The organism is Nocardioides lacusdianchii, assembly GCF_020102855.1.
Classification (GTDB): Bacteria; Actinomycetota; Actinomycetes; order Propionibacteriales; family Nocardioidaceae; genus Nocardioides; species Nocardioides lacusdianchii.
The window spans coordinates 1-12,697 of the sequence record NZ_JADHZD010000009.1; the positions used below are offsets into that span (position 1 = coordinate 1).

General features: G+C 72.5%; 15 protein-coding genes. 8 read left to right on the top strand and 7 right to left on the bottom strand.

The features are described from left to right. Nucleotides 1–151 precede the first annotated feature (151 nt). Entirely contained in the window at nt 152–550 is a 399-nt protein-coding gene (locus tag IRX98_RS13705; RefSeq protein ID WP_224277646.1) for a DUF4446 family protein, read from the bottom strand. Nucleotides 551–619: 69 nt separating this feature from the next. Here IRX98_RS13705 and IRX98_RS13710 point away from each other — a divergent pair, with 69 nt between their 5' ends. The 6 genes from IRX98_RS13710 to IRX98_RS13735 all read left to right on the top strand — a co-directional run bounded on the left by IRX98_RS13710 (nt 620) and on the right by IRX98_RS13735 (nt 5,994). Then, complete coding sequence (locus IRX98_RS13710; protein WP_224277648.1) at nt 620–1,459, top strand: prephenate dehydratase; 840 nt, start codon at nt 620–622, stop codon at nt 1,457–1,459. Between the two features lie 16 nt (nt 1,460–1,475). After that, entirely contained in the window at nt 1,476–2,081 is a 606-nt protein-coding gene (locus tag IRX98_RS23515; RefSeq protein ID WP_224277650.1) for a TMEM165/GDT1 family protein, read from the top strand. Then, the gene (locus IRX98_RS13720; protein ID WP_224277652.1) at nt 2,063–3,211 is read left to right on the top strand and encodes a GNAT family N-acetyltransferase; all 1,149 of its coding nucleotides are present in this window, start codon (nt 2,063–2,065) and stop codon (nt 3,209–3,211) included. The genes IRX98_RS23515 and IRX98_RS13720 overlap by 19 nt, the downstream gene beginning before the upstream one ends. 62 nt (nt 3,212–3,273) lie before the next feature. Next, nucleotides 3,274–4,509 (top strand): arginine deiminase, encoded by a 1,236-nt coding sequence (locus tag IRX98_RS13725; RefSeq protein WP_224277654.1) that lies wholly within the window; start codon nt 3,274–3,276, stop codon nt 4,507–4,509. Nucleotides 4,510–4,558: 49 nt separating this feature from the next. Then, entirely contained in the window at nt 4,559–4,933 is a 375-nt protein-coding gene (locus tag IRX98_RS13730; RefSeq protein ID WP_224277656.1) for a cyclic nucleotide-binding domain-containing protein, read from the top strand. A gap of 5 nt (nt 4,934–4,938) precedes the next feature. Next, a complete protein-coding gene (locus IRX98_RS13735; protein ID WP_224277658.1) occupies nt 4,939–5,994 on the top strand; it encodes an adenylate/guanylate cyclase domain-containing protein in 1,056 nt (351 codons plus the stop codon). 264 nt (nt 5,995–6,258) lie between these two features. On the opposite strand, the gene IRX98_RS13740 is transcribed toward IRX98_RS13735, so the two are convergent. Together IRX98_RS13740 and IRX98_RS13745 are read right to left on the bottom strand one after the other, a co-directional pair. Further along, complete coding sequence (locus tag IRX98_RS13740; RefSeq protein WP_224277660.1) at nt 6,259–7,194, bottom strand: DUF5926 family protein; 936 nt, start codon at nt 7,192–7,194, stop codon at nt 6,259–6,261. Between the two features lie 34 nt (nt 7,195–7,228). Continuing rightward, nucleotides 7,229–8,050: a glycerophosphodiester phosphodiesterase family protein gene (locus IRX98_RS13745; protein WP_224277662.1), complete on the bottom strand. Its 822-nt coding sequence runs from the start codon at nt 8,048–8,050 to the stop codon at nt 7,229–7,231. Nucleotides 8,051–8,125: 75 nt separating this feature from the next. On the opposite strand from IRX98_RS13745, the gene IRX98_RS13750 reads away from it, so the two are divergent. Beyond that, a complete protein-coding gene (locus tag IRX98_RS13750; RefSeq protein ID WP_224277664.1) occupies nt 8,126–8,545 on the top strand; it encodes a DUF2177 family protein in 420 nt (139 codons plus the stop codon). 9 nt (nt 8,546–8,554) lie between these two features. On the opposite strand, the gene IRX98_RS13755 is transcribed toward IRX98_RS13750, so the two are convergent. The 4 genes from IRX98_RS13755 to IRX98_RS13770 all read right to left on the bottom strand — a co-directional run bounded on the left by IRX98_RS13755 (nt 8,555) and on the right by IRX98_RS13770 (nt 11,095). Continuing rightward, nucleotides 8,555–8,896, bottom strand: a complete 342-nt coding sequence (locus IRX98_RS13755; RefSeq protein ID WP_224277666.1) for a UBP-type zinc finger domain-containing protein — start codon at nt 8,894–8,896, stop codon at nt 8,555–8,557. A gap of 43 nt (nt 8,897–8,939) precedes the next feature. Then, on the bottom strand, nt 8,940–9,410 hold the full coding sequence (locus tag IRX98_RS13760; RefSeq protein ID WP_224277668.1) for a DUF2087 domain-containing protein: 471 nt from the start codon (nt 9,408–9,410) through the stop codon (nt 8,940–8,942). Between the two features lie 264 nt (nt 9,411–9,674). Next, nucleotides 9,675–9,884, bottom strand: coding sequence for a hypothetical protein (locus IRX98_RS13765; protein ID WP_224277669.1), 210 nt, complete (start codon nt 9,882–9,884; stop codon nt 9,675–9,677). Nucleotides 9,885–10,093: 209 nt separating this feature from the next. Beyond that, nucleotides 10,094–11,095 carry a TerC family protein gene (locus IRX98_RS13770; RefSeq protein ID WP_224277671.1) on the bottom strand — a complete coding sequence of 334 codons (1,002 nt, stop codon included), beginning with the start codon at nt 11,093–11,095 and terminating at the stop codon, nt 10,094–10,096. Nucleotides 11,096–11,280: 185 nt separating this feature from the next. On the opposite strand from IRX98_RS13770, the gene IRX98_RS13775 reads away from it, so the two are divergent. Then, nucleotides 11,281–12,696 carry a dihydrolipoyl dehydrogenase family protein gene (locus IRX98_RS13775; protein WP_224277673.1) on the top strand — a complete coding sequence of 472 codons (1,416 nt, stop codon included), beginning with the start codon at nt 11,281–11,283 and terminating at the stop codon, nt 12,694–12,696. Nucleotide 12,697: the final 1 nt, after the last annotated feature.

A 12,697-nucleotide genomic window follows, 5' to 3' on the forward strand; every position in this document is an offset into this window, starting at 1 on the left:
GGAAGCTCAACACCCGACCACGCAAGACGCTGGGCTGGGCCACCCCAGCCCAGCGACTCGAAGAGCTACTCTGCGGACACCAAATCAATCGTGGTGCAACGACCGGCTGAATCCGCCCGGCGTTACAACACGCGCCTGGACGCCGCGGCTCTCAGGGACGCGCGTGCTCGATCGCCTCGTCCTCCTCCGGCGAGAGCTGCTGCTCGCACGTCCAGGAGGAGATCGACTTGGCGTAGGTGCGGGCCTCGCTGCGGCCGTGGATCGAGGTCAGCACGACCCCGTGGCCGGCGTCGTCGAGCACCGCCAGGCTCCAGCTGAGGTGCCCGCCGACGTCGCCGAAGGCGTCGTAGCGCACGACGGAGAGGTGGCGCAGCGCGTCGGCGCTCTCCGCCTTGAGGGCCGCGACCTCCTGGCGCAGGCCGTGCACGTCCTCGGGCAACGCCTCGACCCCGTCACCGCCGGAGCGGGACGGCGTACGCCGCAGGGCGAGCACGGCGAGCACGCAGGCCAGGGCGGCGAGGACGACGGCGACGACGGAGAGCACGAGCACGCCCCGACCCTATGTTCGCGGGGCGGTCAACGACTGCCGGACACGGCCGGAGGTGACACACTCGCCGACGTGACAGCCCGACGGATCGCCTACCAGGGAGAGCCGGGAGCCAACTCCCACCTGGTGTGCCAGCAGGCCTACCCCGACTGGGAGCCGATGCCGTGCGCGTCGTTCGAGGACGCCTTCGCGGCGGTGGAGAACGGTGACGCCGACCTGGCGATGATCCCGATCGACAACTCGATCGCCGGCCGGGTCGCCGACATCCACCACTTCCTGCCGACCTCGGACCTGCACATCGTCGGCGAGCGCTTCCTGCGCATCCAGTTCTCCCTGATGGCCCTGCCGGGCGCGAGCGTCGGCTCGCTGCGCACCGTGCACAGCCACGTCCACGCCCTCGGCCAGTGCCGCGGCGTGATCCGTGAGCTCGGGCTGACCCCGGTCGTCGCGGGCGACACCGCCGGCGCGGCCCGCGAGGTGGCGGAGTCCGGCGACCTGACCCAGGCCGCGATCGCTCCTCCCCTGGCGGCCGGCATCTACGGCCTGCAGGTGCTCCGCGAGGAGATCGAGGACGAGGACCACAACACCACCCGTTTCGTGGTGCTCTCGCGCGACTTCGAGCAGGCCACGGCCGGCGAGGGACCGGTCGTGACGACCTTCATCTTCAACGTCCGCAACCTGCCGGCGGCGCTCTACAAGGCGCTCGGCGGCTTCGCCACCAACGGCGTCAACATGACCAAGCTGGAGAGCTACATGGTCGGCGGCCACTTCACCGCCACCCAGTTCCTCGCCGAGGTCGACGGCCATCCCGACGACCCGGGCGTGCGCAACGCGCTCGAGGAGCTCGCCTTCTTCACCACCGAGGTCAAGGTGCTCGGGGTCTACCCCGCCGACGCCTTCCGTGCAGAGTGATTGAGACACTTCCGCGGTGATCGATCTCCTCGTGGTCGCCCTCGCCTTCGGTGCCATCTTCGTCGTCGAGCTGCCCGACAAGACCTTCATCGCCACGCTGGTGATGTCGACGAAGATGCGTCCGCTCTTCGTCTGGATCGGCGTCGGGCTCGCCTTCCTCGTGCAGACCGGCATCGCGGTCGGCCTCGGCAAGGCGGCGTCCTTCCTGCCCGAGCAGCTCATCCACACCGTCGCCGCCCTGATGTTCCTCATCGGTGCGGTCATCCTGTTCCGGGAGGCACGCTCGGCCGACGACGACGAGGCCGACCAGGAGGAGGAGTACGCCGCGAAGGCCGACCCTGCCGCGCACGGCTTCCGGGTGGTCGCCACCTCGTTCCTGGTGCTCTTCGCCGCCGAGTGGGGCGACCTGTCGCAGCTGCTGACCATCTCCCTGGTCGCGAAGTACGACGACCCCCTGTCGGTGTTCCTCGGCGCCTGGGGCGCGCTGCTGGCCGTCTCCGGCCTCGCGGTCATCGTGGGCCGCCTGCTGCTCCAGCGGATCAAGCTCTCGCTGCTGCACTACGTGGGTGCCACGGTCTGCGTCCTGATGGCAGTCTTGACGGTGTGGGAGATGACGCGCTGACCCATCGGGTGCGGATGGCGGTCCACGACCGCTACGTCGCCGTCAACGGCGACCACCCGATGACCGCCGACGACGACGCCTACGTGCGCGAGCACTTCGTCCCGGCGACACCCGAGGCGATGGCGCTGATGCTCGAGGGTCGCCTGCCGCTGGCGTCGTACGTCCTGCGCGACGGCACGCCGATGGTGCCCGCCGCGCACGGCGAGCTGGCCGAGATCGCCGGAGGCATCGACCGTCTCCGGGAGTGGTTCGTCGCCTTCTGGGAGGGCGAGGAGGAGACCGGCGCCCAGGAGTGGGCGCACTACCTGTCCGGGCAGGAGGTCAGCCTGCGCGACGTCAACCCGGTGCGGATCCGGCAGCGCGAGGAGCGCATCGCCGAGGCCGCCGCAGCGCTCGACCTGCTGCGCCGCGACCCGCGCGACGGGACCGGCCGGGGGATGCTCGGCGAGGCCGTCGACGGCGTCCTCGCGGTGCCCGGGCTGGACTGGCTGCTCCTGCCGATGACGGCGTACGACCGGCTCCGGTTCGGTGGACCGACGGTGCGCGAGCTGTGGGTCGACCTCCCCCGCGCCGAGTTCCTCACGCCTGCCCCGCCGGCGTGGCCCCTGCGCACCGAACGGCTGGTGCTGCGCCCCTACGAGCCGCGCGACGCGGAGGCCTTCGTCGAGGCGTGGGCCTCCGAGGAGTGGAGCAGCCTGCTGCTGAGCCGCCCGATGAACCGGGCCGAGGTCGTCGAGATGGTGCGCCGGCGCACCGCCGCGGCCAGCGACGAGTTCGTCTCGCTCGTCGTCGAGCACGAGGGCGTGGTCGTCGGCGACTCCCTGCTCCACCTCCAGGGCACCGGGATGAGCGAGGGCGAGATCGGGTGGACGGTCCTGCCCCAGCACGCCGGACGCGGCTTCGCGACCGAGGCAGCCCGGGAGGTGCTGCGCCTCGGCTTCGAGCACTACGGCCTGCGCCGCATCGTGGCGAACCTCGACGCCCGCAACCACCGCTCCGCCGCGCTCTGCGAGCGGCTCGGGATGCGTCGCGAGGGCGACAAGGTCGCCGACTTCTGGTCCAAGGGCAGGTGGACCAGCTCGTACGACTACGCGCTCCTGCGCGAGGAGTGGGAGGCGGCGCTCGGCTGATCCGGCCGCCGCACGTGCGGCGGGCGTGGTTGACCGGGCCCCCTCGGCACTAGAGTCCGCACATGGTCTCCCACACTCCCGCCCCCCACGGCGCGGACAGCGAAGTCGGCCGGCTGGCCACGGTCATGCTCCACCGGCCCGGCAACGAGCTCAAGCGGCTCACGCCCCGCAACAACGACCGCCTCCTCTTCGACGGCATCCCGTGGGTCAGCCGCGCGCAGGAGGAGCACGACGCCTTCGCCGCGACCCTGCGCGAGCGTGGGGTCGAGGTGCTCTACCTCACCGAGCTGCTCACCGAGACCCTCGAGAGCGAGCTCGCCCGCAACCACGCGATCACGAGCGCGCTGTCCGGCTTGCACCTCGGCGACACGATGCGCCGCTACCTCGCCCAGGCGCTGCGCAGCCTGTCCCCCGAGGAGCTCACCGGCGTGCTCACCGCCGGCATCCGCAACGACGAGGTCAAGGGCGGCCACGGCCTGGTGACCAGCCTGCTCCACCCGCACGACTTCCTCGTCGACCCGCTGCCCAACCTGCTCTTCACCCGCGACTCCAGCGTGTGGGTCCGCGACCGGGTCGCGGTGACCAGCCTCGCGATGCCGGCCCGCAAGCGCGAGACCCAGCTGACCGAGCTGATCTACACCGAGCACCCGCGCTTCGCCGGCACCCGCAAGATCCACGGCTGGCACAACGAGCACGTCGAGGGCGGCGACGTCCTGCTCCTCGCGCCCGGCGTGATCGCCGTCGGCGTCGGCGAGCGTACGACGCCCGCGGGCGTGGAGCGGCTGGCCCGCCAGGTCTTCCACGCCGACCTCGCGCACACCGTGCTGGCCGTGCCGATCGCGCAGGAGCGCGCCACGATGCACCTCGACACGGTCTGCACGATGGTCGACGTCGACAAGGTCGTGATGTACCCCAACGTCGCCGACACCCTCCGCGCGGTGACGGTGACCCTGGCGGACCGCGGCTCGGGCGAGTCCGACCTGACGCTGAACGTCAGCGGGTCCGAGCCGTTCCTCGTCGCGGCCGCCAAGGCGATGCAGATCGACACGCTGCACCAGATCGACACCGGCCTCGACCCGGTCACCGCCGAGCGCGAGCAGTGGGACGACGGCAACAACACCCTGGCGCTCGCGCCGCGGGTCGCGGTGGCCTACGAGCGCAACGACGAGACCAACGACCGGCTCGAGGACGCCGGCATCGAGGTCGTGCGGATCGCCGGCTCCGAGCTGGGCTCGGGTCGCGGCGGGCCACGCTGCATGAGCTGCCCGATCTCGCGCGAGCCGCTGCAGGTGGACTGAACCACGCCGAACGGGCATCACCCTCGCGCCGGTGGCTCGTTGACCGGGCATGACTGACTCGATCCTCGACGCCCTGGAGCCCGCCGACGCCCAGCGCGTCCTGGCTGCCGGCAACGCCCTGCGCCTGCCCCAGGGCTGGTCGCCCATCGCCGAGAGCACCCCTGCCGACAAGGCGTACCTCATCACCGAGGGCGAGGTGTCGGTGCGCAAGGGCGGCGTCGAGGTCGCCACCCTCGGCCCCGGTGCCGTCGTCGGCGAGACCGCCATCGTCAACCGCACCCTCCGCTCGGCCACCGTCGTCGCGCTGACGCCGCTGCGGGTCGTGCACTTCACCAGCGAGCGGATCGAGCAGCTGGCCGACGAGATCCCCGCCTTCGGCGCCGCCCTGCGCGCTGCCGCGGCCGGGCGTGCCGCGGGCAGCTGAGCGACATGGGCGAGGGCGCCCCGGTCGAGGGGGCTCCCCCCGCGCTCGACGTGCCGGACGGGACCGTCCGCGCCATGGAGGCCTTCCTGCTCGGTCAGGAGCCGAGCCTCACCCGGGTGCAGGTCGCCGAGCGCGCCGGCGTACCGCTCGAGCTGGCGGTGACGCTGTGGCACCACCTCGGCTTCCCGCACCACCGCGACGACGACGTCGCCTTCGCCGAGAGCGACGTCGAGGCGCTGCGGCTGAGCGCCGACCTGGTCGAGATGGGCATCCTGCCGCCGGACTCGCAGGCGGCGCTCGTCCGCACGTGGGGCCGCAGCTACGCCCGGCTCGCGGAGTGGCAGACCGCGCTGCTGGCCGAGCTCGCCGTCGAGGGCGGTGACCCTGCCGCGGCGCTCACCGAGCTCGCCTCGGACGTGCTGCCGCGCGTCGAGGCCCTCCAGAGCTATGTCTGGCGCCGCCACCTGGCCAGCGCCTCGCAGCACCTGCTCGGGCACGCCACCACCCTCACCGTCGGCTCCGGCGAGGCCCGGATGTCGGTCTGCTTCGTCGACATCGTCGGCTACACCACCCAGAGCCGCAGCCTCGACGGCGCCGAGCTCGTCGCGTGGGTCGACCGCTTCGAGTCCGACACCACGACCCTCGTCGTCGACCACGGCGGCCAGGTCATCAAGACCATCGGCGACGAGGTGCTCTTCACCGTCGCCGACCCCGGGGCCGCCGTCACCATCGCCACCACGCTCACCGCGCGCGGCGACGACCCCGACGACCCGTTCCCCGCGGTCCGCGCCGGCATCGCCCACGGGGACGTCGTACGCCGTCTCGGCGACGTCTTCGGCTCCACCGTCAACGCCGCCTCCCGCCTCACCTCGGCCGCCCGGCCGGGCACCGTGCTGGTCGACGCCGGGGTCCGCGAGGCCCTGACGGAGGCGGCCGACGAAGGCGAGGACGACGGTGACGACACCTCACCCTGGCGCTTGCGCAGGCTGCGCCGGGTGTCGGCCAAGGGCTTCAAGAACCTCGAGGCCTGGCGGGTCAGACCGGCACCCGGGAGGAAGTGACGCGCATCGCGCGGATGCGATCAGGACGGCTGGGTACCGGGGGTCAGGTTCGCGGGCATTCATGAGTGCCCACGAGCTGAGGCCCGAGTGCTCATGATGGCGGGCACTCGGGCCGCCCCAAGCATCTGGAGACGTGAAAGCCCGGTCGTTGTTGACGGGGGAAACAACAACGACCGGGCAGGGACGAATCTACTCCGCTCGTGACGGCACGCACAACCGTTGGCCCGCTTGTGTTCTGCATGTGGCCAACACGTGGAGCCGCTCTTACCGGATCGTCACCTGACGGTTGGCGAGTCCGGCCCGGGCAGAGCGCTCGGCCGCCGTGAGCGCTCCGCCGCCGAGGGCCTCCTCGAGGTCGGCGGCGAATCGCGCAGCCGGCTCCTCGAGCACCTCGGCGCCGGTGCCGAGCGGCAGGTCCCACACGGGCGCGAGCAGGCCGTGCGCACGGAACATGCCCACGAAGCGCGAGCCCTCGGCCACCGAGTCCCGGCCGGCGGCGTGGAGGCGGGCGAGCGCGTCGAGCAGCGCGTCCTCGGGGTGCGGCATGACCCAGCGCAGGTGCTCCTTGGTGCCGACGTCGGTCCAGTACGCCGCCTCGACCGAGGTGAGCCGCGTGGTGGGCATGACGCCGCCGTTGGCCTGCTCGAGGGCGGCCTCCATGCCGGCGTCACGCTCGGGGATGTCGTCGATCCAGTAGTCGAAGCCGTCGTGGACGGTGATGTCGAGGCTGGTGTCGGTGATGAGGTCCTGCAGGGCGGGGCCCTCGCCGGGAGCGCTCAGGAGACCGACGACACCGGGCTCCTCGGTGGCCAGGGCCAGCTCGAGGACGGCGCCGAGGTCACGGGCCGGGTTGCCGTAGGCGTGCTGCACCTGCAGGCCCAGCCAGACGTCGCCGGAGTCGCGCACCATCGCGGGTGCTGCGCCGGGCAGGAGGGTGGCCAGGCGGACCGTGCGGTCGCCGTCCTTGAGGGTCAGCGGCGCGGTGGCCGCGGGCACGAGCTCGCGCAGCGCGATGACGTCGCACTCGCTGGGCATGCCTTCGAAGGGGCGCGCCACGAAGGTGGGTGCGGCACCGCCGGCCGCGCCGTGACAGGCCTTGTAGCGCTTGCCCGAGCCGCAGGGGCAGGGCTGGCGGGGGCCGACCTCGCCGGCGGCGGGGGCGGACGCGGACGTGCTGCGGTTGCGCGACTTCTTGGCCATTCCCCGAGCCTAGTGCGGGGTCCCGATGCCGCGCTCAGCGGTCGAGCAGCTCGAGGATGTGGGCCGGGCGGTCGCTGATCACGGCCGTGACCCCCAGGTCGAGGCAGATCTCGAGGTCGTCGGCGGTGTTGACCGTCCACACGTGGATCTCGCGCCCGGCCTTCACGAGGTGACGGCCCAGGCCGGGATGCTCGCGCAGCTCCTTGATGCCCGGACCGATGATCCAGTCGTCGTCGACGACCGGTCGCAGCACCGGCCAGTGGTGCGCCTTGTCGACGAGCATCACGACCTCGAGCCCCGGCGCCAGGCGGCGCACACGGCTCACGGCGTTGAGCGAGAAGCTCATCACCCGGGCCGGCGACCCCGCCCGGTCCCAGCCGAAGTCGCCCAGCGTCTCGACCAGGCGTCGCTCGACCAGCCCGCCGTAGCGGGTGGGGTGCTTGGTCTCGATGGCCAGCTCGACGTGGCGGTCGTAGTCGGCGACCATCTCGAGGAGCTTGCGCAGGGTGAGGACCTTGCCGTCCGCGGGGTCCCGGTCGGGGGCCTCGTCGTCGAGGTCGGACCACGGGCTCTTCCACGACGCGAAGTCGAGCTCGTCGAGCTCGGCGAGGTTCATCGTCGACACCAGCCCCGTGGTGGACGCCGTACGCCTCAGGTCGCGGTCGTGCACGCACACGAGGTGGCCGTCGGCGGTGAGCCGGACGTCGCACTCGAGCGCATCGGCCCCCTCGTCGAGGGCCTTCACGTAGGCCGCGAGCGTGTGCTCGGCCCTCTCGTGGCTGCTCCCGCGGTGGGCGACCACCTGCGGTCGGGTGCGGGGGTCACGGGGGCGCCGGATGCGCGGCGTACGACGCATGGTCCGAGCATGGCACGTCCGGGGACCTCCGCGTCGCAGGACGGCCGTCCCCCGGGCGGGTGCCATGCTGGGCGCATGTCCTGGGTCGCGCAGTACGCCGTCGCCGCCGTGGTCTTCTGCGTGCTCGACCTGATCTGGCTCGGCACCGTGGCGGAGGACACCTACGCGCGCCACCTCGGCGACCTGCTGGCGCCGGAGCCCGACGTCGGCGCGGCGTTCGTCTTCTACGCGATCTTCGTCGCCGGACTGCTCTACTTCGTGATCCACCCGGCGGTCGCCGCGGGCTCGTGGCGCCGGGCGCTCGGCGCGGGCGGCTTCTTCGGGTTCGTCACCTACGCCACCTGGGACCTCACGAACCTCGCGGTGCTGCGCGACTTCCCCGCGGCGCTCGTCCCGATCGACCTGGCCTGGGGCACGTTCCTGGCCGCGACGGTCTCCGTCACGACGTACGCCGTCGCGCAGCGCCTGCCCTCCTGGGCGCGCGGGGGCAGCTGAGCATCGCGGTCAGTGCACGTGGTCGCGCCAGTCCTCCGGCACGCGGCCGGCGGGCCCGGGCACGGGCTGGTCCTCGGGGCGGGACTGCGGGTCGGCGAGCCGCGGCCCGACCACCCCGACCGAGCGGGCGAAGTCCCAGAACCAGTCCTCGCCCGGCTCGTAGCTCTGCATCACCGGGTGCCCGGACGACTCGAAGTGGGCGGTCGCGTGCTGCGAGGGGCTGGAGTCGCAGCAGCCGACGTGGCCGCACTGCGCGCACCGGCGCAGGTGCACCCACCAGCCGCCGGCGGCCTCGCACTCCACGCAGCCGGGACCGGACGGGGCGACGTCGGGATCGATGCCTGCTGTCATGGGACCAGCGTGCCCCGTCGCGGTCGGATGTGCCAGAGCCGCGTCAGCCGGTGCCGGCGAGGAAGCCGGGCAGCCAGTGGGCCTCCCACGCCGGGATCTCCTGGTGCTCCACCGGCGCCCGCTCGGGGGCCCGCGCGGCCGTCCGGTAGCGGCCGTCCTCGCGCTCGAGGTAGCGGTAGTTCACCAGCTCGCGGCGCAGGTAGGCGAAGTCCTCGTGCACCCCGAGCAGGACGTCGTTCACCTCCCGCTCGGAGTAGACCCGCCCCGGCTCGAAGCGGCGCACCACCTCCAGCAGCACCGCCGCGCGGACCTTCCGCCTGGCAGGCACCCGCGCGATGCGGCCGTCGGCGAAGAGGCGGCCCACCAGCCGCTCCTGCTCGGCCCGCGCGGCGTCGTACGCCTCCCGGTGCGGGCTGCGGGTCTGCTCGAGGGTCGCTCGTGCGGCGGCGTAGCCCTCGCCGGTCTCGGCCATGCGCGCACGCACGACCGACTTGAAGTCACTGTCCCTAGTCATGTCGTGATCACCTTCGACTGCGCTGCGCCCCCAGTACGCCGCTGCAGCGGGCGTCGACGATGCGACTCGTGGATGCGCCCGAGGATCTGCTCCCCTTCGCCACCTCGCACGGACTGGGGCCGACGCGTGGGCTGGGCGCTGGACGGCGCCCTCGGGGTCGAGTCTCCCAGAGACTCAGCAGCAAGGGCAAAGACTTTCCCGCGGGGTCGACCGCGCGCCCTCGGGCAACATCCACACCCGCGAGAGCCGCTGGGACATCACCTGCTACACCTGCGGCTGCTGACCGGCCGGCTCCCAGCCGCGCAGCCCGGCCAGGGTGCGCTCCACCAGGTCCACCTCCACCCGCTGCGGGTCGTGCGACCACCACTGCGGGTCGTCCGGCGGGAGGCCGAGCGTGGAGCGGAGCAGCGCGAAGAGCGGAGCGTCCTCGTGCGCCACGTCGTCGTACGAACGGGTCGCGAGGTGGTGGATCATGGCCGGCTCCCCTGGATCAGCGGTGATTCCGTGGCGTTTCTCCCGAGCTTCCGCTGCGTCATCTGTTGTCGAACCTAGGCACCCCCGCGTGGGACGGGAGCGGTGTTACCGAGCAGTGGTCGGGACGTGCACGCACCGATGCCCCCGCACGGCCACCGGGCCGACATGGTCTAGCCCGGAACCGACGGGGGCACCGTCGCGGTGGAGCTTCAGCGCGAGCCGACCGGCTCGTCCTCGTCGAGGCCGGCGGCCGCCTTCGCCTTCGTGCGCCGGTTGGCGACCAGGCTGGTCGTGATGGTGACCGTCAGGATGCCGAGGATGACGAACAGCGACGTCAGCGTGGGCACGTCCGGCACCGACGGCCAGACCAGGTGCGCCCAGTGCAGGACCAGCTTGAAGCCGATGAAGCCCAGGATCGCGGCGAGGCCGTAGCTGAGGTGGGCGAGCGCGCCGAGCGCACCCTCGAGCACGAAGTAGAGCGCGCGCAGGCCGAGCAGGGCGAACGCGTTGGTGACGAAGACCAGGTAGGGGTCACCGGTGATGCCGTAGACCGCCGGCACCGAGTCGACGGCGAAGACCACGTCGGTGGCGAAGACCGCGACGGTCACGAGCGCGAAGGGCGTCAGCGCCCGCGCGCCGTCCTTGATCACGGTGAACTTCGCGCCCTCGTAGTCGTCGGTGACGGGCATGAAGCGGCGCATCACCTTGACCACGCGCATCTCGGCGACCTCGACCTCGTGCTCCTGGCCGCGGATCGCGTCACGCAGCAGCTTGACGCCGGTGAGCAGCAGGATCGCGCCGAAGACCAGGAAGACCCAGTCGAAGCGCGAGAGCGCGGCCGCACCGAGGGCGATGAAGATGCCGCGCAGCACGAGCGCGCCGATGATGCCGTAGAGCAGCACGCGCTGCTTGAGCACCTCGGGGACGGCGAAGGCCGCCAGCAGCAGCATGAAGACGAAGAGGTTGTCGACGCTCAACGTCTTCTCGACGAGGTAGCCGGTGTAGTACTCCAGGCCGCGGTCGCCGCCGTGGACGTTCCAGACGTAGAGGCCGAAGGCGAGCGGCAGCGCGACGTAGAACGCCGACCAGGCGATGGCCTCCTTCATCGACACCTCGTGCGGCTTGCGCGTGGCGATGAAGTCGACGGCGAGCAGGGCAAGCACCACGCCGATGGTGATGAACCACAGGGTGGGGGACGCGATGGACGTCATGGGTCTCCTCAGGATCGATCTCCTGAGGTCTCCCCCGCCGCGAGCTGCGATCGGCCGCTCGCCGGGGCGCCTGCTGAGGCGCCGTAGTGACCGACGAGTGTTGGTGGGGTACTCCCCTCGCCGCGGAGTCTAATTGACCCTTCAAGGTGATCGCCAATCGGCTCGGGCGCCGTAGTCTCGCGAGCATGGACGAGCTGGAGTACGACGTCGTCGTCATCGGCGGCGGACCTGCGGGCGAGAACGCCGCGCAGTACGCCGTCGAGGGCACCGACATGACCGCTGCCATCGTCGAGCGCGAGCTGCTCGGCGGGGAGTGCAGCTACTGGGCCTGCATGCCCAGCAAGGCGCTGCTGCGCCCGATCGCCGTCGCCGACCTCACCGCCGACCTGCCGGGGGTCTCGACGGCCCACGTGGCTCCGAAGGCGCTGCTGGAGCGGCGCGACGCCTGGGTCTCGCACTACGACGACGCCGGGCAGGTCACCTGGGCCGAGGACGCCGGTCTCGCAGTGCTCCGCGGCGACGGCCGCCTGACCGGCGAGCGGACGGTCCGGATCTCGGGCTCCGACGGCGAGCGCACGGTCCGGGCCCGCCGGGCGGTGGTCATCGCGACCGGCAGCGCGGCCCACGTGCCGGAGATGTACGCCGAAGCGCTGCCGTGGGACTCGCGCGACGCCACCGCGGTGACCGAGGTGCCGGACCGCCTCGTCGTGGTGGGCGGCGGCGTCGTCGCCTGCGAGGCCGCGATCTGGATGTCGGCCCTCGGCTCCGAGGTGACCCTCGTGGTCCGCGACCGACGCCTGCTCGGGCGCACCGAGCCCTTCGCCGGCGAGGCCGTGCTGGAGGGCCTGCGCGCGCGGGGCGTCACCGTGCACCTGGGGACCGACGTGACCGGCGTACGCCGTGAGGGCGCGGAAGCCACCGGGGTCGGCAGGATCCACGGGGGGACCGTCGCGCTGGCCACCTCGGCGGGCGAGATCGAGGCCGACGAGGTGCTGCTCTCGATCGGGCGCGCACCGCGGCTCGACGACCTCGGCCTGGACTCGGTCGGGCTCACCCCCGACGACGTCACCGGCGGCCGGCTGCCCGAGTGGCTGCACGCCGTGGGCGACGCCAGCGGCGGCCCGCCACTGACCCACTGGGGCAAGCACCAGGCCCGGCTCGTCGGCGCCCGCATCGTCGCAGCCGCCGCCGGCGAGGTGGCGTGGGAGCCGGACCGCGAGGCGCCCGTGCCGCAGGTCGTCTTCAGCGACCCGGAGGTCGCGAGCGTCGGGCTCACCGAGGCCGAGGCCCGCGACGCGGGGCACGACGTGGTCACCTCCCGCGTCCCGACCTCGGCCGCAGCCGGCACCGGCCTGCTGCGCGACCACGTCGCCGGTCATGCCCAGCTGGTCGTGGACACCGACTCGCGGCTCCTCCTCGGCGCGACCTTCGTCGGCCCGGAGGCCGGCGAGCTGGTGCACGCCGCGACGGTGGCGATCGTCGGCGACGTCCCGGTGCACGTGCTGCGGCACGCCGTGGCGTCGTACCCCACCGCTGCGGAGCTGTGGCTGCGGCTGCTCGAGGAGCTGCCGCGCGAGCTCCGGGTCCCGCCGGAGCGGTGAA